The organism is Clostridium algidicarnis (assembly GCF_000703125.1).
Lineage (GTDB): Bacteria > Bacillota > Clostridia > Clostridiales > Clostridiaceae > Clostridium_L > Clostridium_L algidicarnis.
Genome location: NZ_JNLN01000001.1, coordinates 1073471 through 1099181, shown reverse-complemented (window position 1 = coordinate 1099181; position 25711 = coordinate 1073471). Strand labels below are relative to the sequence as shown.

Sequence of the window (25711 nt, the reverse complement as noted above, 5' to 3'; positions counted from 1 at the left end):
GGGTCTTTCCGTATCCTTAGTATGGAATACTCCACAAACAGTACACATACCTTACATCATTCCTGATTTTAAAATAGATATTAATAACCAAAGCCCAGATATTCCAGCAACTATAAATCCAATAACACCAATGAGTGAAACATCATATACCTTAGGTCCTATATTAGAATTTAATACTAAGGACGAAGCAACAATCATAGCGGATACTACAAGTCCAAACACCATCCTATTAACCATTCTATTTAATTCATTTAAAGGTTTATCTAAATTCTTAAGTTCTAGTTTAATTTTAGTTCTTCCACTTAATATATTATCTGAAACCTCTATTAATTTTGTTGGAACCTTAACACTATTTTTTAAAAATATATGTGTATTTAAAAGAACTTCATCTAAATCTATGTCTTTATTTAAGTTATGTGACTTTACATAAGGTATAGCAATATCTAAAACCTTAATCTCAGGGGATATTTGAGCTATAACCCCTTCTAATATTATAAATGTCCTTATAACAAGGGTTAGCTCTTTTGGTAGCTTAATGTTATTGCGTCTAGCAACATCAAATACTTCTTGGAGCATATAAGACATATTTATATTTTCAAATGATGTATTTAAATAATTAGCAAAGAGGTAATCAATATCTTCATAAAGTTGGTTTCTGTCTACAAATCCATCTTTTATTCCTATAGACATGAATACAGATATGAGTTTATTTATATCTTCATATGCAACAGCTACTACAGCATCATTTAACGAGTCTCTTAAGGTTTTGTTTAAATTACCGGTTATACCAAAGTCTATAAAACATATCTTTCCATCTCTGATTAAAAGATTCCCCGGATGAGGATCTGCATGAAAAAAACCATCTTCGAAAATATTTTTAAGAAAACTCAAAGCTAGTTTCTTTGATATATCAGGTAAATCATATCCTTGTTCTAAAAGCCCTTTTTTATTATCAATTTTATACCCCTTAATTTTTTCTAATGTAAGTACAGTTTTTCCACTATATTCACTTATTACAAAGGGTGCATAGATACATGCAACTGATTTATTAATCTTCCTAAATTTTTCTATATTTTCTCCTTCTATATTAAAGTCTAGTTCAAGCCTTGTAGAATCAAGAAGTTCATTTAAAGCTTCACTAGGATCTATTAATGTATCTTTAAATTTAGCCTTAGTAAGATTAAATATCCTAGATAATATAGAAATATCCGTCTCCATCTTATCTGATATCTCAGGTCTTTGTACCTTTACTATAACTTCTCTCCCATCCTTTAGTGTCGCTTCATGTACTTGTGCTACCGAAGCTGAGGCTAAGGGTATCTCGTTAAATTTAAGGAATAGCTCCTCAATTGATTTACCAAATTCGCTCTTTATAACCTTATTTATATCTTTAAACTTTTCAGGTAAAACATTATCTTGGAGCTTTGATAATTCCTTTATATATTCAGCAGGCAAAATATCTGGTCTAGTGCTTAAGATTTGTCCAAGCTTTATAAATGTTGGTCCAAGATCTTCACAAGCTAATCTTAAATTTTCAGGTGAATTATCTTGTCTTTTTATTTTATTATCAACTAGAAAGCCAAATCCATAAAAAGCAGAAACTTTTACTATTTCTTTTAAACGTTTAGCGGAATTCTTAGCCATTTTAGCCCTCTCTTTACTTAAAACCACCATTAATTATATGTGTCTTAAAGTTTTTACTCTTGTTTGTTTTCTAAAAGGCTTATTTTAGCTTCTAATTTTAGCATCTTTTCTTTAACTTCATTTAAATCTTCTTGATGTGCTAAATTTAGCTCTTCAATTATACAAACTACATCCTTTTTATTTAAAGGTTTTACACTATCAACTTTTGAAACTAACTTTTCTCCTGAACTTTGCATATCTCTTTTTAATTCTTCATTTAATTCTTTACCTTCTTCCGTACTTAACTTTCCCTTTTCAACCATATCCTCAATAATCTTTGAAGACTTTTCATAAGTATAAGCAACAGAACCTACTCCTGCAAGAAATACCTTTTTTAATTCATCTAACATAATTACACCTCCAAATTTATTTTTATATTCTCTAGTATATGCTTATATAAATTATACTATAAGGATTGCCCCTATTAAAGGCTTTAATAAATCTTTAACATAACTTATATATTTAAAGATATAATGATTTTAAAGTCATTGAATTATATGCTAAAATATATAAGTAATATAGTAACTACTTATATATAAGTATGCCTTTAAATAAAATAATTAAACATAATGTTTAAGTTGAGAGAAGGTTTTATATTGGCCGGGAGTATTATAAAAATACGTGGAATAATGAATGGACTTAGCGATACAGAAAAAAAGGTAGCTAATTTTATACTAGAATATCCTTCAGAGATTTCTGATTTATCTATAGGTAACATGTCTAAAAGATGTGGAGCTAGCGAGGCTACTATAGTAAGATTTTGTAGAGCGGTTGGTTATAGTGGATTCAAAGACTTTAAAATTGATATAACTCGTGATATGGCTTATCTTGAGGTAAACAGTAAAGATGACAAATATGCAGATATAGAAAATGGTGATGATATAGATGTTATTATAAAAAACATAAGTAATAATAATAAAAAAGCTATAGATAATACCAGTAAAATAATATCTACAAAAAGCATAAAAGAAGCAATCGAAGCGCTAGATAATTCAAAGCGAATAGAGTTTTTTGGAGTAGGAGCTTCCTATGTGATAGCCTTAGATGCCTTCCAAAAGTTTTGTAGGATAAATAAATTAGCTACAGCTCATGCTGATACGCATATTCAAACTATTTCAGCTGCCAATCTTACTAAAGGTGATGTTGCAGTTGCAATATCATATTCTGGGGAAACTAAGGATGTTTACGATGCCATAAATATAGCAAGAAGTACAGGTGCAACAACTATTAGTATAACTAAATATGGCTCTAGTTCTATAAGTGATATATGCGATATTAATTTATATGTATCATCTCCAGAAATAAATATAAGAAGTGGGGCAACCTCTTCTAGAATAGCACAGCTTAATGTAATAGATATATTATTTGCCGGAGTTGCAAGTAAGCGATTTAATGAAACTCAAAACTATCTAGAAAAAACAAGAGTGGCTATAAAAGCTAAAAAGTTTAAATAACCATTCTCAATTTAATAAGGATAACTTGTCCTAATTATTAGAGCAAGTTATCCTTGAAATGTACATTATTTAAATATTTGATTTACTTTTCATCTTTTTCTTTGACTTCAAAATTACAAGGTTCTCCCTCACAATTTGGGACCACTTCATCATTAGCTCCCACAAATACTTTTGAATTTGGTGAGGACTTTACCTCTTTTGATTCTTTATCCTTATTAATAGGAGTAGTATTTGTTTTTTCTTCATTATTACACATCTAAATCACTCCTTACAAAATATTCTGTAAACTCTATACTCATATTATATCACAATCTTAAACTTTAATAATAAATATCCGTAAAAAGTGTATTAAGTTTTCATGAATTAATGAATTTAAATTTATTTGCTTAGTTATAATTGACATAATACAATTTATATAATAAAATGTTAGGGTGATACAATAACATATGCTCTCATAGTTTAATGGATATAACGATCCCCTCCTAAGGGATAAATACAGGTTCGATTCCTGTTGGGAGTACCAAAAAGATTAGAATTTTAATTTATTAAATTTCTAATCTTTTTTTATTTACCTACAACTTTCTAAATCTTTACTTTAAAGTATGATTCCTTAGATATAACTAGATATAACTAGATATAATATAAAATATTAACCTAAATCTTATATTTGAGCTATTTAAAAGATAATGCCTTGAAATGGTATATAATTTGTGTTAATACATTAGAATTAAATGTGATATAATAAGATAGATTTATTTAATTTTATGACATTTCAGAAAAGTATTAGAAGTATAAATTATATATAACTATTCTAATCTCATCTATGTATCCAAAGACATATTAAATGGATATAAGATATCACAAAATTATTTATTATATAAAAATTAATTATTATAGGAGAGTGGTACTTTTGGACCCTAGCACGTGGCATTTAATTTTATTAACTGTGCTTTTATTATTATCAGCATTTTTCTCAGCTTCAGAAACGGCTCTTATGAGCTTTAGTAAGATAAGAGTAAAACACCTTGTAGAAGAAGGTGTAAAGGGAGCTGATAAAATAGAAAAACTTATAGCAAGCCCTAATAAACTATTAGGAAGCATTTTAGTAGGTAATAACGTAGCAAATATAGCAGCTTCTGCTCTAGCAACCTCAATTGCATTAAAAGCATTTGGACAAAAAGGTGTAGGAATAGCAACTATTGTTATGACCGTATTAGTTCTTATATTTGCAGAAATAACCCCTAAATCCTTAGCTGCTCAAAATTCAGAAAAGGTTTCTTTTAAGGTTTATAAGCCTATAAGTTTTATTATAATAATACTCAGACCTATAGTAACTGTATTTACATTTATATCTTCAGGGATTATAAAGCTATTAGGTGGAAACCCTGATAAAACTCAACCCTTCATAACAGAAGAAGAATTAAAAACTTTGGTGGATGTTGGAGAGGAAGAGGGAGTTCTTGAAGTTGGAGAAAAAGAGATGATATATAATGTTTTCGAATTTGGAGACCTTCAAGCAAAGGATGTAATGGTTCAAAGAGTAGATGTTATATCTATAAGCACTGAATCTACTTATGACGAGATCCTTGAAGTCTTGAAAAGAGAACAATTCTCTAGGATACCCGTATACAGAGAATCTATCGATGATATCGTAGGTGTGTTATACATAAAAGACTTGCTTTTAAAAGAAAAAGAGGAAGAGTTTAACGTTGAAGACTACATGAGAGAGCCTAATTACACCTATGAGTTTAGAAGGATTACAGATCTTTTTACTGATATGAAAAAGGACAGAAATCATATGTATATCGTGCTTGATGAATACGGTGGTACAGTAGGTATTGTAACCATTGAGGACTTAGTAGAAGAAATTGTTGGAGAGATTGAAGACGAATATGATGATGAAGATGATAAAGAGATTGATGTAATTAAAGAAGATGAGTATGTAGTATCTGGAAGTGCTAGGTTAGATGATCTTAATGACCTTATAGGCACATCCATGGAATCAGAAGAATTTGATTCTATAGGAGGCTTTATAATAGGTCAGCTTGGAAGATTCCCAGATAGAGGAGAAAACATACAATTTGATACAACTAAGTTTGTTATTGAAGAGTTAGATAAAAATAGAATAAAAAAGGTACGTATATTTACGTAACTTATACAAATTACCCTGTGTAGACCACAGGGATTTATTTTTTATCTTATTTCATAAATCAATATAATTTATAAGCTTTAAATTTTACAAATTAGTAAACAAAGTGATAATAGTAGTTTACAATTCATTATTAAATTGTAAATAATGTTACAATTAAAATAATATAATTGAGGAGAGGTGGATTTTAATGACTTGTGTAAAAAAAGTTTTAAGTTTTATTCATGATGACTTTGAAGATTTAGAATTATGGTATCCTATTCTAAGGTTAAGAGAAGAAGGAATTGAAGTGGTTATAGCTGGTGAAGAAGCTAACAAAAAATACACTGGTAAACATGGAGTCCCTGCTATCTCTGACTGTTCATTTAAAGATATAAATGTAGATGAATTTCATGGTTTACTTATCCCCGGGGGATGGGCACCAGATAAAATAAGAGTATGTGATGATGCACTTAGTATAGTTAAGCATATGAGCGAAAGTCAAAAGGTTATAGGTCAAATATGCCATGCTGGTTGGGTTACAATTTCTGCCGACATCCTAAATGGATACAAAGTAACAAGTACACCTAATATAAAAGACGACATGGAAAATGCAGGTGCAATATGGAGTGATGAAATGGTAGTTGTGGATAGAAACTTAGTATCCAGTAGAAAACCTAGCGATTTACCTCAATATATGAAATCCTATATTGAGACTTTACTTAAATAATGATAAATTATAATAAGAGTTTATAGGGGCATTCTTTTGATAAACTGTTTCAAAATATCAAATTAAAAGTTTTGAATGTATAAATTTTTTATACTAATGTAAGGGGATCTTAAAATGGAATTTATAAATATAGCCTTAGAAGAGGCTAAAAAGGCTTTATCCATAGATGAAGTTCCAATAGGTGCAGTTATAGTAAAGGATGGCAAAATAATTGGAAGAGGCCATAATTTAAGAGAAACTATGAAGAACCCATTAGCCCATGCTGAAATCATTGCTATAAACGAGGCTTCTAAAACTCTTGGAAATTGGAGACTAAATGGATGTAGTATGTTTGTAACCTTAGAACCTTGTATAATGTGTGCTGGGGCTATTGTTCAATCAAGATTGTCAGAGCTTAATATAGGTACCTTTGACCCAAACCTTGGAGCTTGTGGCTCTGTTTTAAACTTAGTAAATAATCAATATATTAATTCTAATATAAAAGTAAATTGGCTTTATAATAATGAATGTAGTGAAATTTTAAAAGAGTTTTTTAAATCTCTAAGAAATAAATGATTGTTTAATTTATATTGATTTATATTTTTATATTTAGTATACTTTTAGGGTAGTATAAAAATACTTATTGTGGAGAGATGTCCGAGTTGGTTTAAGGTGCTTGTCTCGAAAACAAGTGTACACAAAATGTACCGGGGGTTCGAATCCCTTTCTCTCCGCCAAAAAGAGGCTTGTAGCAATTGCTACAAGCCTCTTTTGTATAAGGTATTGAATAAACTCCACTTCTAGATACATCATAAAAATACTCTTCTTAAATCTATATTGCGAACTTCCAAAACCTTATAAATTAACTAGTTAAATAATATTCTATTTTTATATCTTTTCTTCAGAAAGAGCCTTCCATAAGGAAATACAGGCAAAAATCATTATAAATATAAATGGGAAGGCTGCGGCTACTGAAGCTGTCTGCAAGGATTTTAATCCTCCTGCAAGTAATAATGAGGTAGCAAGTAATGATTGAACTAATCCCCAAACTATCTTTTTTCTATTTGAAGGATTCAAATCACCCTTTGATGTTAGCATACCCAGTACAAATGTAGCTGAATTTGCAGAGGTTACAAAAAATGTACCTAATAAAAATACTGCAATAAAAGATAGTATAACCCCTAACTTATAATTACTCATTATTACAAAGAAGGCTGTCTCTGGTGAAGCTGCAACAGTCTTTAAAGCATCCATAGACATAACGCCTTCAATACCTAAGTTTATTCCCATAGTTCCAAATACTGAAAACCATACGAAAGAAGCTATTGATGGAGCAACTATAACTCCTAATACGAATTCTCTTATGGTTCTTCCCTTAGATATCCTAGCTATAAATGTACCAACAAAAGGTGCCCAAGCTATCCACCAAGCCCAATAAAATATTCTCCAGCCATTAAGCCAAGAATTATCACCGAATGCTTCAATTTGAAGACTATCTTGAAAAAAGTTACCTAGATAGGCGCCTAATCCATTAGAAAATGAATTTATAATCTTTACAGTAGGTCCTATTAAAAGTGCTAATATTAAAAGTCCAAATGCTAAGTATAAATTTACATCAGAAATAACCTTTATTCCTTTTTCTATACCACTTACAGCGGACCAAATAAATACTATAGTTATTACTACAATTATAATTACTTGAACAACCTGTGTTTCTGGCACTCCAAAAAGATACTGAAGTCCGCTATTTATTTGAAGTGTACCAAGCCCTAAGGATGTTGCAACTCCTGCTACTGTAGCAAGTACTGCAAATATATCTATAGCTTTTCCTAGGGGACCATTAACTCTCTTTTCACCTATTAAAGGTTCAAATATACTACTTATTAATCCTGGTTTATTCTTTCTAAACTGAAAATATGCTAGTGCTAATCCTATTATAGAATAGTTAGCCCAGGGGTGAAATCCCCAATGCATAAAAGAAGCTCTCATTGCAAAGCTTGCTGCTTCTACTGACCCTGGTTCTAAGCCATTTGGTGCTACGAAGTGTGATAAAGGTTCTGCTGTTCCCCAAAATACTAGACCAATTCCCATACCAGCTCCAAAGAGCATAGCAAACCATGATGCTGTACTGTATTCTGGCTTTGAATCATCTGCTCCAAGTTTTATATTCCCATATTTGCTAAAGGCTAATACCATGGCAAAGCCTACAAATATAAGCATAGATAATAAATATGCCCATCCAAAATTATTAGTTAAGGTATTTAATAAATTATCTGCTGCCCTAGCAAAGCTATCTTTTGATATAATAGCCCACAAAACCACTATAAAGGTTATAATCAAAGATATATAATAAACGGGTTGCCCTCTTTTTTTTGATTTATCACTTGTATTTATTTTCATTTATTCCACCTACCTAACTATAAATTAATATCTTGATAAGTAGAGTTCCATGGATAAACATGGAACTCACTTTATAGATACTTATTTTAAAACTTTACTCTAAAAACAGTTTGATCTTCAATATCAGTTGTAAGTGAATCTAATGCCACTCCTACTCTATGATATCTTAATTTCCATTGTTCTTCTTTTGTTGTAGCTGGATGTCCTAATGGATATGGTATTGATATGGTAGGAACTATTCTATTTGCTCCTACAGTTGTAGCAACTGGAATCAAGTTACACATTTGAACTATTGTAAATCCTTCTTTTTCGAATTCTTTAACCATGGTTGCACCGCAACGCGTACAAGTTCCTCATGTGGAAACTAATATGATTCCATCCACGTTATCTTCTCTTAAGTAAGGAATCATTTCCTTTGCCATTCTCGCAGCTTCTGCTTGGGTGGTTCCTGTTCCTACTGTAGAATAAAAGTAATCATGAAGCTTACCTATCTTATTTTCTTTTTCATAAGCTCTTAGAGCATCAATTGGAACTATTACATCTGGATCAGCATCAGCAGCTGCAGGATCAAACCCCGCATGTATAGTTTTATATACTCCACCTTTTAAGTCATCTATTCCTTTAATATCATATCTACCCCATCTTGTTGCTGAAGCAGATTGTATTCTATCTGGATTATCTATTGGAACTATTCCACCTGTATTTACAACTGCTATATTAGATTTACTTAGATCTTTTATAGCTGGAGCTATTGCTACTCTATCTAAAACTGGTATTTTAAGTTCTGTTTCAAAAGGTTCATTATTTAGTTTCTTTATTAGCATTTCCACTACTCTATCTGAAGCAGGCTTTTGATCTTCTCTAAAAACTTGATGTCTTATTCCTCTTTCATAATAACCTTCTTTATCTGCTCCTAAAACTTTCTCAGAATTAAGAAGCTTATTTCCAAGACTTGATATAGCTTTTATATCATCTCTCATCTTTGCTGCACTTTTTCCGCCCTTTAATATATACATGTCCTTTTTAAACATTTCAACTCCAGGATTTTCTTCATGCATAGAGCTTATTACAGGCACATTAAACTTTTCTTTTATAACCTTACATATGGTTCCACAAGCTGCTCCATATCTACCTGCTTGAAAAGCAGGACCTGCTATAAATATATCAAATTCTTTATCTTTTAAGAAATCTAGTATTATATTTACCGCTTCTTCTGTATTTGATCCCATGAAATTATCACCACATATTATAGTGTGAGTAACCTGTGCATTTAGGTTTTTATTAAGTTCAATAGCAGGACCTACAAGGCCTTCTTTAATAACTGGCGAAAAGTCTGCTTTATCTTCTCCACCTATTTGTCCAAAAAATTGATTTATATAAAGAATTGCTTTCTTCATAGTATCCCCTCCTTAAAATTCTCTCATAGTTTTTGTAGACCAACCAACTACTTGGTCACCACAGAACATTGCATTGTTTTCCATAACTATAGATCCATCATCTCTCACAGAAGGTCCTATAATCTCATCATTAGCCCAACCTCCAGATAATCCATCTCTTCCAAGGGCTTCAAGTTCTCCAAGAACAGTTTCCATAGGAGGTAACTCTATAAGTTCTGAAACATTACCACAAGAAACTATGGCATCTAGCTTTTTATCTAAGGTTACGAGTGGTTGAGACTTACCATCTCTACCAGTACACTCATTAGTTATTCCAACAGTTTTTACCCCTACATCCTCTAGAGCAACAATACAAGCTACAAAGTCTGCATCTGGATTTCCGTATCCTTCTTCTACAACAATAGCGCCATCTGCACCTAAAGATTTTGCTATTTGAGCCACAAATAATGCGGATCTATCCTTTTGCTCTAAAGCAACATTTAAATTAGACATTATAACTCCTAAGAAGTTAATAGTTTTACCATGCTCTTTATATAATCTCTTTATTGTAGGATTGTTTTGAAAGTCATAAGTTGCCCACTTTGAAGAACAAGGCATAAAGCTACCTGATATAACCGCTCCATCTAAAATTTCATTTGGATGCATGTAGGTTGGAACCATATGGTTTGAATCCCATCCATAAACTAAATCGTTATATGCTCCATCCTCCATTTGAGATTGTGCTTGCATTACAAAAACCATGGAAGGTAAATTTTGTACCTCTGTGCTTCTTTTAGATATAGGATCCAATTCATAAGTTTCTATATCCTCAGGTTCTAGTTCTTTTACACATTCTGCTATATATTCTGCTAATTTATGTCCAGCCTTTCTCAAAGCTGTATTCTTCTTTTGCTGTTCTCTTTTCTCAAAATCTTCATCAGTATCTGCTACAAGAACTATATTTTTAAGCTGAGAGTAATAAGTATATTTAGCTCCCTCACCACTCATATCAATTAACCCATCTTGGAATCCACCCCAATGCTTTCCTACTACCAAAATGCTACAATCCTTTAAAGCATGAGTTCTACCATCTCCAGCCTTTGAAAGATCTCCTGTATATCCTGGAAATAAAGCATCACCATTTAATTTAACTCTAGGCTCAATGGCCTCCTTTACAGGACATAACCTAACCTTATCACCAGGTTTTACTATATAAATATCTGCCTTTGTTATATGCTCATCTTCCATTATAAAGTCTAAAGTCTCTTTTTTATTAATTGTTAATATTCCCTTTGAATAACCTGTCTTTTCCCCGAAAACGATTTCTCTAACGTGAAAATTACCTATTTCTAATTTCATTAAAGACTCTCCTCTCAAATAAGATTAATAATATAATATTATTTTTTTGTTTATTAAGATTTTTATTACACATGCTTTTAGAAATTTCTAAGAAACTTATAGGTTTATACATTTTTAAGATTAATCTAAGTTTTCTGAATGGTATAAATAAATTATATCATAATCATGATTACTGTGTAAACACGATTATGATATAAAACGCTAACTCTGTTATAGTTTTAACAAATCATAGCTATAGGATTTATCAATATCTATGTAAGTTACTATAATATATTTTAATATCATGTTTTCATTTATTTAAAATTTATTATTCGCCAATACTTTTAATTAATTTTACTCTTACCTTTAAAATACTTTAAATTTAAATACACTCAGCAATTACCTTAACTTATGTTATAATATTTTATGTGAACAATAATATACTTATATTGGAGATAATTATGGATAATAAAGAAGTTCAAAAGAAAAGAATGCTAAGCTATTTTTTAGAAGCTACAAATAAGATTATTGAAGAAGAAGGTATGTATGCTGTAACAATAAGAAAGGTTGCTAATTTAGCTGGTTACAATAGTGCAACCTTATATAATTATTTTGAAAACTTAAATCATCTTCTATTTTTTGCTTCTTTAAAATATTTAAAGGACTATGCAAAAGACCTTTACAGTTACACTAAAGATTCTAGAAACTCTTTAGAAACTTACCTTAATGTCTGGTTATGTTTTTCTTACCACTCTTATTTAAAACCTGAAATTTATAACTTAATATTTTTTAGTGAATTTTCTTCAGATACAGTAAATGAGTCTATTAACAGTTACTATTCAATATTTCCAGAAGAGCTTGGAGAAGAATCTAAAAAGTTTTTGCCTATGCTACTGGAGGATAATATATATATAAGAGATTATAAATTATTAAAATCTTCAGCTGAAGAAGGCTTTTTAAAAGAAGAAGATCTAAAGGATATTAATGAAATGAATGTTTTAATATATAGGGGTATGTTATCTAAGCTTTTAAGTAAGAACAACACCTATACAGTAGAGTTAGCCGTTGAAAAAACCATGAGATACATTAACAAAACCATGAAAGCTTACGGAGTAAGTTCTACGGACTTGAAAGATATCTATGCAAAACAATAGCAATTTATATAATAAAAAGAGAATCCTACATATAACATCACAAAAACCAGATAAAACTGGAAGTGGAATATATGCTAGAGAGATTATGAGTGAGGGGCATAATCATGGGTATGCTCAAGCTTTAATTTGTGGTATACAATTTGATGAAAATTTTAAACCTTCATTTATAGAAGATAAAAATTACTATCCTGTATACTTTAAAACAAAGTCACTACCTTTTTCTGTAGTGGGCATGAGTGATATCATGCCTTATGATTCTACAAGATATGATGAGATTGATGAAGCTAAATTAAGTGCCCTTAGATATGCCTTTAAAAAAGTTATAGACAAAGCTATAAAAGAGTTTCAACCTGAAATAATAATATGTCATCATTTATGGCTTTTAACTGCATTTATTAAAAATCTATATCCAAGCCTTCCAATGATGGTCATAAGTCATGGAAGTGATTTGAGACAATTAGAACTAAATCCTAGGTTTAAGCCGTACGTTATAGAAAATTGCAGAAAAATAGATAAGATATTAGCTTTAAATGAAGAAAACAAAAATTTAATAGCTAATATTTTGGGTATAAATGAAAAGAATATAGAAATTATAGGAAGTGGCTATAATAAAGACTTATTTTATGTTAAAGAATATGTGGATAAATGCAAATATACAAACTTAAATAATTCAGATATAGGTAATGGATCCACACAAAAGAAAAAAATAGAAATAGTTTATGCAGGTAAGATTAGCTTTTCTAAAGGACTTTCTTCTCTTATCTCATCACTTAATAATTTGAGTTTTAATAAGGATGAATTAAATATTACCTTAATTGGTGGTGGAGCAGGACTGGATACTCTTGAAATAAAAAAACAAGCTGAGAATTGTAAGTATAATATAACTTTCACTGGAGCTATACCTCAAGAGAACCTTGCCAATTATTTTAGGAACTCTGATATTTTTGTTTTACCCTCCTTTTATGAAGGTTTACCCTTAGTTATTATCGAAGCATTGGCCTCCGGACTAAGAGTTGTTGTTAATGATCTACCAGGCATTAAATCCTGGATAGGGGAAAATATAAATAAGAGTGGAGTTATAGAGTATGTACAAATGCCAAAGATGCTTAGCGTTGATGCACCTTATGAATATGAATTATTTGAGTATGAAAAGAGATTAAGTAAAGCTATAGAAACTCAAATTTATAAAGTACTTAATCTTAATAAAATAGATGAAAAGATCTTAGATGAAATTAAAGAAATGAGCTGGGACAAGGTCTTTGAAAAATTAGAAAAAGTATTAATATGTGTTACCTCTTCCTAGGTATAGTATAATAAGAGTAAGAGAATATCATCTATTTCTAATCACAATCCATTATGATTACCTTTTGATGCTCTTCCAAGCCAAAAGTAAGAGAATATAAGTAGTATTATGGATATAGCTAAATACACTAGCTTCACTCTAATATTAAACCCCATTTTTTTGAAATCCCAATAAAACCTATGAGCTAATATTCCATATTTTTGTGTTACTTTTCCCCTCCATAAATACTCTAATACAAAATAAAGTGAAGTTACAACTATAATGGTTTTAGGGATATCCTTTATTAAAACAATGAAAAATATAGTTATACTAGTAACAAAAATAGTGGTTATAATAGAGCTCATTATTAAAAGCTCTAAGCGATATTGTATTTGGTTATTTTTATCTGTAATTTTATTGAAACAATAAATTATGTTTATTAATGATATGGCATAGCATATACCATACTTACTTATTATAGTTATTACTTTCTTTACCATATAGTCATTGCTTTTACCTTTACTTGCAGAAAGACTAATATGACTCATGCTATTTTTAAAATCCAAACCTATAGTAAATATAATTAAAATCACATATATTATCAATAAATAAAAGTCACAAATTGAAAATAAGTTATTTACTGGTGAGTTGTGTCCAAAATTCATATGATTAAATTTAACTGATAATAGTAACATCCCATTAAGAACAGCTGTTAAAGCAAATAAAGCATTAAAAATGTTAAAGCTAAATATATTATTAATATGCTTTTTATAATAATTAAGCATTTTTTAAGGCCTCATCATATAGTGTGCAATGAATTATATAGGCATCTTGTAGTGAGATATCTATAGCGGTGGCATTATACTTTAAATCTTCTTTTGAGATATACCTTACCTTTATATTGTCCCCACTAGGTATTGAACTAATTAATCTAGCTTGCTTTTTTAGGACTATAACATCATTTATAGGAAGGACACCTTCCCACAAGTATCCTCTTACTTCATTAATAAAGTCATCTTTACTTCCTTTAAAAATTAGGCTGCCTTTATTTAATACCAATAAGTAATTACAATAATTCTCTATGTCCTCCACAATATGCGTAGTAACAAAAACTATTCTACCACTAGACATAGCTGGAAATAAGTCTCTTATTATGTTTCTTTGCTCTGGGTCTAACCCAACAGTAGGTTCATCCATTATAATAATCTTTGGGTCACCAATTATTGCCTGAGCAAAGCCTAGCTTTTGTTTCATACCTCCTGAATACTCTTTAATCTTTTTATCGATATAATCTTGCATATCAAAATCTCTAATTATATCTTCTATATGTGTGCTTTTTTCTTCCTTGTTATAATCTGTTTTAATGGTAGCTAAAACATCTAATAATTCTCTTCCTGTTAAAGATTCATAAACCATAAAATTTTGTGGCAAATAACCGAGCTTACCCCTGATTTTGGCTACACCTTTTTTATAGCTTGTACCATCAATACTAATATCTCCATCCTTAACTTTTAGTAATGTGGTTAGTAACTTCATAAGAGTGCTTTTTCCAGCACCATTAGCTCCAAGAACACCAATTAATCCATCAGTTACCTCAAAGTTAATATTGCTTAGTGCTTTAGTCTTTCTATATTTATAAGATAAATTTTCTACAACTATTTTACTCACCTTTTTACCTCCCATACTGTAAAACTTCATCTGTATCGTGAATGCCGAATATAACTTGATCCTCATACAAATTATATAGAAGATATTCTTTATCTCTTTTAGGAGTTAAAATTAATCTTTTATAATCGTTTACTCCATCCCCCATTCTATTAACTGAATTCATAATCTCTTCACATTGAACATCGGTTTTTATTTCCTCAGCCTTTCCTACAAGTTCTATACCTTTATATAGGTGATTTGAAAGTAATATATTCTTAACTAAAAACATTTCCTTGCCTTCACCTTCAAAAGTACCATTATCCTTTTCATTAAGGCTTGAATATACTTTTCCATTATTATCTTCTATTTTAACTTCATATTTTTTAGTGTTTCCCATCCACTCTGATTTAGGATACCAAGGAAAATAGTCCGCTAAAAATAAGGAGTGGTTGTTTACGAAGAACCTTTTGCTGCCCTGCTTATCTACAGTATTAATTATTCCTGAATATCTTATAGAAACCTTTATCTTTTCCCCTTCTTTATATTGTTCCCCCAATAATATGGTTAAAGTATCATCTTTAGATGAGAATTCAACCTCTTTTTCATTTACATTTATACTTGATACCTTCAAAGTATGATATAAGCTTAAAGTTAATTTATTTAAGTTTTTATTATTAATTATAATGTCCATATTACAATCATTAGAAATTCTATCTTTTAACTGTAACTTCATATTATAACTTTCAATTGTAAATCCTTCACTTAGCTTAGACTCTTTCTCGTAGTTTTCATTAATATTGTCTTTTAGAATAAAATAACTTTGAGGATTATACTTTGAACCTACAAAGAGGCAAGACAAAATGGCAACTACTAAAAAGCATAACATTATTTTATTTTTAAACTTGAAAAACTTTAAATCTTTAATGTTATATATTAAATACATTGCAAGTAAGCCTATTAAGTTCCAAAGCATAAAATGATAAAGGGTTAGTTTATCTAAAGAAAATAACTCAAAGGTGCTTGATAATGGATCGAATTTCATAATTGGCGTAAGTATATTAGGCTCTTTAAAGAAATTATTTGTACCTAGAAAAAACAAAATTATTAGTACATAAAAAAGCACCCTATATCTAAATTTTGATATTGTTTCACCAATTAATAGACCAATGGCACTACAACAAAAAAGTCCAGTAAATATATTTAATAAAAACATGGAAATGAGATACAAGGAATATTTAAGGGGTGCTTTTGCTATAATTGCAACTACAACTAATATTACAACATTAACTATTATTATAGCTAAATTTATAACTGCGCTTGTGAAAAACTTACCTAAAAATCTTTCCCTTTTAGAAATATTAAGCACATGAAATATCTCTTGATCGCTACTACTTATTATTTCATTTATTATCAAAATTGGTATGTATATTAAATTGATTGGTAGCCAAGAGGTCTTTAAAAATGTAATAAGATTTAGGTGAAATGCACCAGATATCCTTGAGGCCCATAACTGTTGCTGGATGCCAAATAGGAATAATATCATCATTATAATTATGATAAAGGTTTTGTTTAAATTTAAAAAATTATATTTTATTAGTGCCTTAATCTTTCTCATAAACTTCTCCTATATAAAGTAAGAAGTTAACTTAATAGTAGCTTCTTACTTTATTAATTTATTCTTTATAAGTATTACTTTGTTCAGTCATTGAATATCCATATAATCCATCAGTTGTTTTTCTTTTAATGCATATTGTAACATATTACCATTTACATGTAAACAATTACTTTTATTGTGTATTGTATTTGAATTTCTTTATGATTAAGTTATGTTTGGCTTGTTTTAGAAATAGCCTAATAAAACAAAAAAACATGTGTAGGTTCATATACCTACACATGTTTTTTTATCTTGGTGCGACAGGCAGGACTTGAACCCGCAGCAGCTCGGTTCGTAGCCGAGTCCTCTATCCAGTTGAGGTACTATCGCATATTTTAAACTTATATTATATAACTAACAAAACTATACTACCACAAAACCATGTACAAATCAATATATTTTAACCTTTATAGATCGTAATGTTAAATCTGTAATACATTTAAAAAGGTAGCTACCAAATGCGGTAGCTACCTCTAAATTTAAATTATTATTTTAGTGAATCATAATCTTTTAAACTAGTACTAACCTTAGATGACAAGAATATAAGTGCTATAAGGTTAGGTATAACCATAAGTCCATTGAATGTATCTGCAAGTTCCCAAACTAAATCAACTTTTAAAGCAGACCCAGCTACTATGCATATTAGAACTAAAACTCTAAATATATTTAAATGTTTACTTCCAAAAAGATACTTTACGTTTGCTTCTGCAAAGAAGTACCAACCTATTATAGTGGAAAATGCAAAGAATAATAAACATAAAGCAATAAACACATTTCCAAAGTTACCCAAACTCTTAAATCCTAGAGAAAATGCATTTTGTGTAAGTTCAATTCCTGTAGCTCCTGTATCTAGAGCTCCTGTTGATAATATAACTAAAGCTGTCATAGTAAGAACTATGAATGTGTCTAAAAATACACTAACTATAGCTACTGTACCTTGTTCTCCAGGATGATTAACCTTTGCTACAGCATGAGCATGAGGTGTGGAACCCATACCAGCTTCATTAGAGAATAATCCTCTTGCAACACCGTATCTAACAGCTTGTTTAACACTGACCCCAATAGCTCCACCTAAAACTGCTTCAGGTTTAAATGCCCCAACAAATATCATTTTAAATGCTGGTAATACATTAGCATAATTTAAAACTAATATTATAAGTCCACCTAGTAAGTAAAATGCTGCCATTAAAGGTACAACCTTTTCAGTAACAGATGCTATTCTGCCTACTCCACCTATAAATATAAATCCAGCAATTACTGCAATTACTACACCTACTATAACTGGATTTAATCCAAATGCAGTATTAAAAGCTACCCCTATAGAATTTGATTGAACCATGTTTCCCATAAATCCTAATGCAAATATTATAGCCACTGAGAAGAATCCAGCTAAAAATTTACTATTTAAACCTTTACTTATATAATATGCAGGTCCTCCTGTAATCTCTCCATCAACTCTTTGTTTGTATAATTGAGCTAATGTTGCTTCTGCAAATATAGTTGCCATTCCAAAGAAAGCACTTACCCACATCCAAAATATAGCTCCAGGTCCACCAGATACTATAGCTGTTGCTGCTCCTGCAAGGTTTCCTGTTCCAACTTGAGCTGCTATAGCTGTACTTAAAGCTTGGAAAGATGACATACCATCTTTACCTGCTCTTTCACCTTTTAAATTTAATCCCCCAAATACTCTTTTCCAACCTTCTTTAAACTTTCTAACTTGTACAAACTTAAGTTTAATTGTAAAAAATATTCCTGTACCACAAAGTAAAAAAATTAGTACATATCCCCAAAGAACGTCATTAATACTTTTAACTATAGATAATAAATCCATAATTACTCCCCCTTTATATATGTTATAAATAAATGCTTTGATTGTTAAAAATACGCATATCTTATACCCTAATTATACGTTTAATAAGAATAACATACCAATTCATTTTTTTAATAGTCTTAATAGACAGACTTAATGTAATATTCTAAACCATATCGATATTTATGCATTTATGGGGGAATATATGAATATTTATTTATGTTAATTCAATCTTAACAAAGCTTCCCATTTTACCACCAGAATAATTATCTACAATTAATTTTATAGGCACTCTATTTTTAAGATCTTCTACATGACTTATAAGCCCTATGGATAATTTATCTGACCTTAGTGACTCAAGTGAACTTATTACTGTATCTATTAATGAATTGTCTAAGCTACCAAACCCTTCATCAAGGAAAAAGAATTCTAAAGGAGCACTTCCTTTAAGCTGAATTTGTGAGGATAAAGATAAAGCTAAAGCAAGTGATGTTAAAAAGGTTTCTCCACCAGATAATGTACTCGCAGATCTCCTATAACCTCCATTAAAATCATCCCTCATTATGAATCCTCCATTCTCATCAAGTTCTAAAGCATACCTTCCTCTTGTAATATCTTTAAGCCTTTTAGATGCTTCTACGCATATATATTTAAGCTGACTTTGCGCTACGTATTCAACAAATTTATTTCCTTCTATAAGCTTTGTAAGTTCATCTAAGTTACTACATAAATATGCCATACTTTTCTGATCCTCTTGTATCCTTTTAAGTTCCTTTAAATCTCTTTTCATATATTTTAAGACTTGATCCTTTGACGCTATAGATTTTATTAATTCTTCTAATCTGTCACTTAAATAGCTTCTTTTACACTTAACTTCTTCAAAAAACTCTTTATTTATATCTTCTCCATTTAATTTTAAATTTATATTTTTGATATTTGATTGTACATCATTTAACAATCTTTCGTGATTTTCAATTTCATTTTCTAATGCAATAATTTTTGTTTCATCTAAAACAAATGTTATTACTTCTTCTTTTGATTCAAATTGGTTTTCTTTTAATGCATTTAATAAGTTATCTTGGCATTTTATCGTTTTGTCTTTGAGATTTATCATGTTCTGCTTTAATGATATGTAATTATCATTAAGACTTATCTTCTTAACATTTAACTCTTCTAATAATCTTTTTAAATCAGCTTCCTCAGTAATTATAAATTGTTTTTTATCTATAATCTCTTTTATATAACTTTTAGCATCCTTTCCATATGTAAGTATTTCTCTTTCAGAAACGTATTTATCTAATATTGATTTCTTTTCTTTACCTGCCTCTTCTATTTTAGCCTTTTCAATATTTAATGAGTTTATATCCCTTTTATATTGCTCATTTTCTTGTTGATATTTATCCAATCTTTGCTTTAACTCTTTATTTTCATTTTGAAATCTAGATAATAACTTATCCTTTTCTGTTATACTTTTGCTTTCTAACATGAAATCCTCTATGTTAATTTCTTCTCTTATATCTTTTAATATACTATCTGAGGATTTTATATTTTCTAAAATTTCATCAATATCTTCTTTGATATTACTTAAACTCTTTTCTTCAGAATTTAGCTCTGATTTTATCTTTTCATAATTAAGTTTCTTTATTGATAAAATATCTTTCTTTTCTTTTAATTCATCTTCTAAACCTTCTTTTTCCTTTTGATGAAGCTCTCTAGATTCTTTAATCTTTTCATGCTCTTTTTTAAAATCTTCATAATACTCATAAATCTCTTCTGATGATGGTACCTTTCCCTCTAAATCAATAAAATCATTTAAATTTAAAGATTCTAATCTAAACTTCAACTTTTTAAGTTCACCTAAATAAGTCTCTTCAAGTGTCTGATTTTTAATTATATTACTTTCTATATCTTTTAAATCATTTTCTACCTTTAATAGTTGACCTTCATATTCTTCTTTTAAATTATTACTTTCTAGTATTAAACTTTCATCCTTACTTTCTGCGTACTTAATATGATGGGTTGATCCACATACAGGACAACTGTCACCTTCCTTTAAATCTTCTAGTATGCTATATGCTAAATTTTCTTTATTTAAACTTTCAATTTCTTTAGTAACCTTATTTAATTTAACCTTTAATAATTCCTTTTGATTTTCTAAGTCCACCTTTTTATAACTTATTTGTACATTCCTTATCTTAATAGATTCAATATCACCTTCAATTTTATTAGTAGAAGTTATTATTTCCTGATACTGAGTCACTGCCATACTAAGATAAGTATCCTTTTTTTCAAGATCCACGCTGTTATCTTTATCTTTACTAAAATTATTTTCTATAGCTTTTAACTTTTGCTCTATTTCATTTATGTCTTTTTCTATACTTATAATGATATCCTCTAATAAAACCTTCTCTTCTTTACATTTCGCTAGGTCTTTATAAATTTTGTTATATCTATTTTGTAACTTATCTTTTTCTTCTCCCTTTTTTACCCTTTCCATATATATAATAGATCCTTTTAATACCTTTGCCCTTATTTCTGGATCCACCCTAGAGTCCTCAATTTTATTTTCTAAATCCTTTATTGATGCACTGCTTTCACTAATTATTATTTTAGTTTTTTCTTCTAGAAGATTTAACTTGTTTAACTTATCTCGTATAATAATAAAGTTATATCTTAATTCATCTCTATCTCTTTTTAAATCTTCTATGACCTTTTCTAGATCTAATGCCCTTTTAACCTGTGTTTCTTTTTCTATAAGTATTGGAAGTTCTTTATCTTTTAATATAAGTGCCTCTTCATAGGACTTTTTAGATTTTTCTATGTCTTTTTCTAAATCCTTTAAACTTAACTCTGTAGATGTATATTGTTTTTTTAAGTTTAGTAATGATTCCTCTGTTTCTATATAATCATCTATAAATGGCTTAACCAAATTAGCTCTTCTACCTTTAGCAACCTTACAGGACTTTTCATCCATAACACACTTTTCTTTTAATAATTCTTTTTGCTTATCTTCATAATTTAAAAGCTCACTTTTTAGCGACCACAAATTATTATAGTGTTCATATTCCTTATCTATATTTTCCTTTTCATTTCTGATTGAAACTTCCTTTGCTTTTAGTAGGTTTATTTCATCTTCTATTAACTTGTAATTTTCTTTAGATACACCTCTTACACTTATAGAATCAATTCGAGTGTTTAGTACACTTAATTCTTCATTTCTTATTTTTCTCTCTTTCTTAATCTTGTCTGACAACACTATTCCATATTTTTTAAGATTAAAAATCCTCTCTAACATATTCCTTCTGTCTACCCCAGATAACTTTAAAAAATCACTAAACCGTCCTTGTGGAAGTACCACAGACCTTGTGAAATCTTCTGATTTAAGACCTATTATCTCTTCAACCTTGGCTTTAACCTCTCTTGCGCCTTCTGCAATTGGTATTAAGCCTTCACCATTTTTCTCTAAAAGTCTACAAGTTTTTAATTTATAAAGTCCATTTTTATCTTTATTTACTACTCTATCTGCTATATATATCTTTCTGTAACCAACGGATCCAATTTCAAACTCATAGCTAACACTTACACCATTACAAAAACTATTTATATATTCTTTTGAATCTCTTGATATATCACCGTAAAGCGCTAGGGTTATTGCATCCAATATAGTAGATTTTCCACTTCCGGTAGGTCCAAATATACCAAATAAACCTTTAGCTGTTAATATTTCAAAATCAATTGTTTGTTCTTCTACAAAACTATTTAACCCTTTTATTATGAGTTTTCTAGGCTTCATATAACCACTCCTAATCTTCTTTTTCATCCTCACTTACGATAGACAAAAATAATTCTAAAAGTTCATCACTTATATCATATCCTTTTTGTTTTAGATAAAAGTCACTAAATTGTTCTTTCATAGACCTTTCTCTTAAATCTTCAGTAGGGTTTTCACTTTCTTCTCTTTCCTTTATATCTGGGATTATTTCAATTATATCCTTCTTATATTCATTCATAAGTTTTATATATTCCTGATTTATATACTCATCTGTTTTAACCTTAATATAAACCCAGCAATCTCTATTAGATTCATTTTTACACTTTTCAATAGCCTCTTCTATACTTTCAAACTTCCATATTTCAATAGGCTTATAATTACTTAAAAGCATTCTTTCAACCTTCGCTTCCTTTTTAGGAACTACCTCTACCTTATATACAGATTTAGCATAATTAACTTCACTTTTGCTGTATTGAATAGGGGATCCTGCATAATAAGCATTGCTTGTATTTCCAACTCTTTGAGGCCTATGCAAATGTCCTAATGCTATATATTGAGCCTCTTTTGGCAAATTTAAGGCACTTACCGCAAGGCTACCTCCAAGTTCTATACTCCGCTCAGAATCTGATGTTATGCCACCATTTACAAAGATATGTGAAGTAGCTATGTTTATAGTATCTTCACGATAATTTTTTGAAAGGTTGTTGAAAATTTCTCCTATCTTTTCTGAGTAGCTAACCATTCTCTCATTATCGTCATCTTCAAATATAAATACTTCATTAAGTCTCTTTTCACTAGGATAAGCTAATGTTATTATTACAGCCTTTTCACCATTTAGCTCTATCTCTATAAATCCTTCTCCAGAATCCACTACATTACAAACACCATATCTACCTATTTCAACTATGTTTTTAGGTGTACCTATTATAATTATTCCATATTCTAAAGCAAGTGGGCTTATGGACATAAGTCTTTCAGGATTATCATGATTACCCGCTATTATTATTATAGGCCTTTTACCATTATTACTAAGTTTTTTTAGTGATTCATATAATAACCTCTCTGCCTTTGCTGGAGGATTTCCATTATCATATATATCTCCAGCTATTATAATCATATCTATACTTTCTTTTTCTACTATACTAATAAATTCATTTAGAAATTTTTCTTGCTCTTCAAGCCTACTGTTTTTTATGCCATCTAAGTATTTTCCTAAATGCCAGTCAGATGTGTGCATAATTTTCATAAATTATTCACGGCCTTTCTTTTAAAATAAAAAATCATTCACAATATTAATGTTAAAATAAATAAAGTTGTGGATAACTCTTATATTTATCTATTTCTATGTGGATTAAACAAAACCCTTGTTAGTTAATATACTTTTAGATTAGATATTTTAAGTGTTATTTTTAACCTTTTGAATAATTAAGTCTTATTCTTAACATATTAAATAATTAAATTTAATTATTTAAAGGTTTTTAGAAAACATTATAGAAATATTATTATATAAGGTTTTTAGAAGGAGGATATATAAATGTTACAAACTATTAAAAAGAATGTTGATGTATTAGAAGCTATGCTATATTTTTGGCAGGCAACTAGTGAGAGAGAAAAGGTAGCTGAAGTATTTTTTTATGATGTAGCTAAAATGGATGCATTTAAAATAGCTTACGATGAAGAATTTAATGAGGAGTCTGTAAGAAAGGTTTTAAGTGCTATAAAAAATAGAGAGATTCTATCAGATGGGAATAAAAAAGAAAAAAGATTCTGGAATAATAATATGTGGATGATGGAAGACTTAGAATATGTAAATCTTATGATAAGTCCATTAAAGAAATTAAACTTAGATTACCTTGTAGATATACTAAATGAAAAGGTTCCTCAAAACAAATATGATACTTTAGAAGTTGTTTTCTCACCACTACATTTAGATGAATACTTCATAAAAGAAAACAAACTTGTAATTAATTTCTTTAGAGTAAAGCCTAGCGATATTGATGACAATGTGTTTATAGGTGAAAAGGATTTAAAATCATACATAGAAGAAAAGCTTGTAGAATTATTAAAATAAAACATTTGTTTTTACATTAAATAGCTACCTTTAACTTGCTATGTTTATTAGCATCTAATAGGTAGCTATTTTCATATATAAATATATATGAAAGTTAAAATCTTTATTATTATATATTAATTAACTTTTAAACTTACATAATCTAGGTTTATTGTATTTATAAAACTTGTTTAGACTTAATTTATAATGATATAATAGTAAAATAGGCTGTAAAAATAGTTTTTATTATACGTTATTTAAATAAGAGAACATACTACAAAATAATTTAAGCAAGGAGATTATATATGGATATAGTTATAATTACAGATTCTAGTTGTGATCTTCCTTTAGACTACATTAGGGATGCAAAGGTGTCATTTCTAGGATTAGTTTCTAACTTTAAAGGAAATGACTATGTGGAAGACTTCGGACAAACCTTAAGCTATAAAGCCTTCTATGATGGTATAAGAAATGGAGAAATGCCTACTACAGCTCAAATAAACTCATACAGATTCTTTGAAGAATTTAAAAAGCATGTAAAGGAAAATAAATCTATAATTTACCTAGCATTTTCTTCTGCTTTAAGTGGAACATATAATAGTTCGCTTGTAGCTAAAAGCGAGATCCTGGAAAAGTACCCTGATGCTGATATAACCATTATAGACACACGTGCTGCTTCATTAGGAGTAGGTCTTATAGTTTATAATGCATATGAAATGCTTAATAATGGCTCTTCTAAAGATGAAATAATAAACTGGGTTGAAGATAATAAACTTAAGGTAAATCACTGGTTTACCGTAGATGACTTGTATCATCTAAAAAGAGGTGGAAGAATACCTTCTACTACCGCTTTTATTGGAACAATACTTGATATTAAACCTATACTTTATGTAAATGATCTAGGAGAACTTATCCCTATTACTAAAGTAAAGAGCAGGAAAAAGGCTATAAGATCCTTATTTGATAACTTTAAAAAGAGAGTTGTAAACCCCGAGGATCAAACAATCTTTATAAGTCATGGTGATTGCTTAGATGATGCACTTTTCTTAAAATCTTTAATCGAAAAAGAATTTAAAGTTAAGGGATTTAAAATAAACTTTGTAGGTCAAGCCATAGGATCTCACTCTGGCGCTGGAATACTTGCACTATTTTTTATTGGTGATAACCGTTCTGTATAAAATATTATAAAACAAAGGGTATTAATCTTTAAATATGATTTATAGATTAATACCTTTTAAATTTATATCTACT

Annotated in this window: 20 protein-coding genes and 3 tRNA genes; 10 read left to right on the top strand and 13 right to left on the bottom strand. The window is 29.4% G+C overall.

Features of this window, described 5'->3' with window-relative positions:
- Positions 1 to 51 precede the first annotated feature (51 nt).
- Both BV55_RS0105460 and BV55_RS0105455 read right to left on the bottom strand, forming a co-directional pair.
- Positions 52 to 1644 carry an ABC1 kinase family protein gene (locus BV55_RS0105460; protein ID WP_029451808.1) on the bottom strand — a complete coding sequence of 531 codons (1593 nt, stop codon included), beginning with the start codon at positions 1642 to 1644 and terminating at the stop codon, positions 52 to 54.
- Positions 1645 to 1697: 53 nt separating this feature from the next.
- Entirely contained in the window at positions 1698 to 2033 is a 336-nt protein-coding gene (locus tag BV55_RS0105455) for a phasin family protein (RefSeq protein WP_029451806.1), read from the bottom strand.
- Between the two features lie 219 nt (positions 2034 to 2252).
- Here BV55_RS0105455 and BV55_RS0105450 point away from each other — a divergent pair, with 219 nt between their 5' ends.
- Positions 2253 to 3137 carry a MurR/RpiR family transcriptional regulator gene (locus BV55_RS0105450; protein ID WP_242850853.1) on the top strand — a complete coding sequence of 295 codons (885 nt, stop codon included), beginning with the start codon at positions 2253 to 2255 and terminating at the stop codon, positions 3135 to 3137.
- 82 nt (positions 3138 to 3219) lie between these two features.
- Here the strand turns inward: BV55_RS0105450 and BV55_RS15530 are convergent, their stop codons facing one another.
- A complete protein-coding gene (locus tag BV55_RS15530; protein WP_157469605.1) occupies positions 3220 to 3393 on the bottom strand; it encodes a hypothetical protein in 174 nt (57 codons plus the stop codon).
- Positions 3394 to 3585: 192 nt separating this feature from the next.
- On the opposite strand from BV55_RS15530, the gene BV55_RS0105440 reads away from it, so the two are divergent.
- From BV55_RS0105440 to BV55_RS0105420, 5 genes are all read left to right on the top strand, one after another.
- Positions 3586 to 3660 (top strand) — tRNA-Arg (locus BV55_RS0105440).
- Between the two features lie 387 nt (positions 3661 to 4047).
- Positions 4048 to 5289: an HlyC/CorC family transporter gene (locus tag BV55_RS0105435; protein WP_029451804.1), complete on the top strand. Its 1242-nt coding sequence runs from the start codon at positions 4048 to 4050 to the stop codon at positions 5287 to 5289.
- A 187-nt stretch (positions 5290 to 5476) separates the two neighbouring features.
- Positions 5477 to 5995, top strand: coding sequence for a type 1 glutamine amidotransferase domain-containing protein (locus tag BV55_RS0105430; protein ID WP_029451803.1), 519 nt, complete (start codon positions 5477 to 5479; stop codon positions 5993 to 5995).
- A gap of 114 nt (positions 5996 to 6109) precedes the next feature.
- Positions 6110 to 6550, top strand: coding sequence for a nucleoside deaminase (locus tag BV55_RS0105425; RefSeq protein WP_029451802.1), 441 nt, complete (start codon positions 6110 to 6112; stop codon positions 6548 to 6550).
- 71 nt (positions 6551 to 6621) lie between these two features.
- Positions 6622 to 6711: transfer RNA gene (locus tag BV55_RS0105420), tRNA-Ser, on the top strand.
- A 151-nt stretch (positions 6712 to 6862) separates the two neighbouring features.
- On the opposite strand, the gene BV55_RS0105415 is transcribed toward BV55_RS0105420, so the two are convergent.
- From BV55_RS0105415 to BV55_RS0105400, 3 genes are all read right to left on the bottom strand, one after another.
- Positions 6863 to 8374 (bottom strand): glycine betaine uptake BCCT transporter, encoded by a 1512-nt coding sequence (locus BV55_RS0105415; protein ID WP_035794274.1) that lies wholly within the window; start codon positions 8372 to 8374, stop codon positions 6863 to 6865.
- Between the two features lie 86 nt (positions 8375 to 8460).
- Positions 8461 to 9771 (bottom strand): betaine reductase selenoprotein B, encoded by a 1311-nt coding sequence (grdH, locus tag BV55_RS0105405; RefSeq protein ID WP_084170494.1) that lies wholly within the window; start codon positions 9769 to 9771, stop codon positions 8461 to 8463.
- 12 nt (positions 9772 to 9783) lie between these two features.
- Positions 9784 to 11109, bottom strand: a complete 1326-nt coding sequence (locus tag BV55_RS0105400; RefSeq protein ID WP_029451797.1) for a glycine/sarcosine/betaine reductase component B subunit — start codon at positions 11107 to 11109, stop codon at positions 9784 to 9786.
- Between the two features lie 440 nt (positions 11110 to 11549).
- Between BV55_RS0105400 and BV55_RS0105395 the strand changes: the two genes are divergently transcribed.
- Both BV55_RS0105395 and BV55_RS0105390 read left to right on the top strand, forming a co-directional pair.
- Positions 11550 to 12242, top strand: a complete 693-nt coding sequence (locus BV55_RS0105395) for a TetR/AcrR family transcriptional regulator (protein WP_029451796.1) — start codon at positions 11550 to 11552, stop codon at positions 12240 to 12242.
- Complete coding sequence (locus BV55_RS0105390; protein ID WP_029451795.1) at positions 12229 to 13545, top strand: glycosyltransferase family 4 protein; 1317 nt, start codon at positions 12229 to 12231, stop codon at positions 13543 to 13545. The genes BV55_RS0105395 and BV55_RS0105390 overlap by 14 nt, the downstream gene beginning before the upstream one ends.
- Before the next feature lie 41 nt (positions 13546 to 13586).
- Here the strand turns inward: BV55_RS0105390 and BV55_RS14810 are convergent, their stop codons facing one another.
- The 7 genes from BV55_RS14810 to BV55_RS0105355 form a co-directional block, all read right to left on the bottom strand.
- A complete protein-coding gene (locus tag BV55_RS14810; protein ID WP_035794272.1) occupies positions 13587 to 14309 on the bottom strand; it encodes a hypothetical protein in 723 nt (240 codons plus the stop codon).
- A complete protein-coding gene (locus BV55_RS0105380) occupies positions 14302 to 15192 on the bottom strand; it encodes an ATP-binding cassette domain-containing protein (protein WP_029451793.1) in 891 nt (296 codons plus the stop codon). Before BV55_RS0105380 ends, BV55_RS14810 begins: the two co-directional genes overlap by 8 nt.
- A 4-nt stretch (positions 15193 to 15196) precedes the next feature.
- Entirely contained in the window at positions 15197 to 16786 is a 1590-nt protein-coding gene (locus BV55_RS0105375; protein WP_029451791.1) for a membrane protein, read from the bottom strand.
- Positions 16787 to 17078: 292 nt separating this feature from the next.
- Positions 17079 to 17155 (bottom strand) — tRNA-Arg (locus tag BV55_RS0105370).
- 157 nt (positions 17156 to 17312) lie between these two features.
- The gene (locus tag BV55_RS0105365) at positions 17313 to 18659 is read right to left on the bottom strand and encodes an alanine/glycine:cation symporter family protein (protein ID WP_029451790.1); all 1347 of its coding nucleotides are present in this window, start codon (positions 18657 to 18659) and stop codon (positions 17313 to 17315) included.
- 196 nt (positions 18660 to 18855) lie between these two features.
- On the bottom strand, positions 18856 to 22431 hold the full coding sequence (locus BV55_RS0105360) for an SbcC/MukB-like Walker B domain-containing protein (protein WP_029451789.1): 3576 nt from the start codon (positions 22429 to 22431) through the stop codon (positions 18856 to 18858).
- A 10-nt stretch (positions 22432 to 22441) separates the two neighbouring features.
- The gene (locus BV55_RS0105355) at positions 22442 to 23656 is read right to left on the bottom strand and encodes an exonuclease SbcCD subunit D (protein WP_029451788.1); all 1215 of its coding nucleotides are present in this window, start codon (positions 23654 to 23656) and stop codon (positions 22442 to 22444) included.
- Positions 23657 to 23944: 288 nt separating this feature from the next.
- On the opposite strand from BV55_RS0105355, the gene BV55_RS0105350 reads away from it, so the two are divergent.
- Both BV55_RS0105350 and BV55_RS0105345 read left to right on the top strand, forming a co-directional pair.
- Positions 23945 to 24481, top strand: a complete 537-nt coding sequence (locus BV55_RS0105350) for a TDE2712 family protein (RefSeq protein WP_029451787.1) — start codon at positions 23945 to 23947, stop codon at positions 24479 to 24481.
- Positions 24482 to 24765: 284 nt separating this feature from the next.
- On the top strand, positions 24766 to 25638 hold the full coding sequence (locus BV55_RS0105345) for a DegV family protein (RefSeq protein WP_029451786.1): 873 nt from the start codon (positions 24766 to 24768) through the stop codon (positions 25636 to 25638).
- The last annotated feature ends 73 nt before the right edge of the window (positions 25639 to 25711 follow it).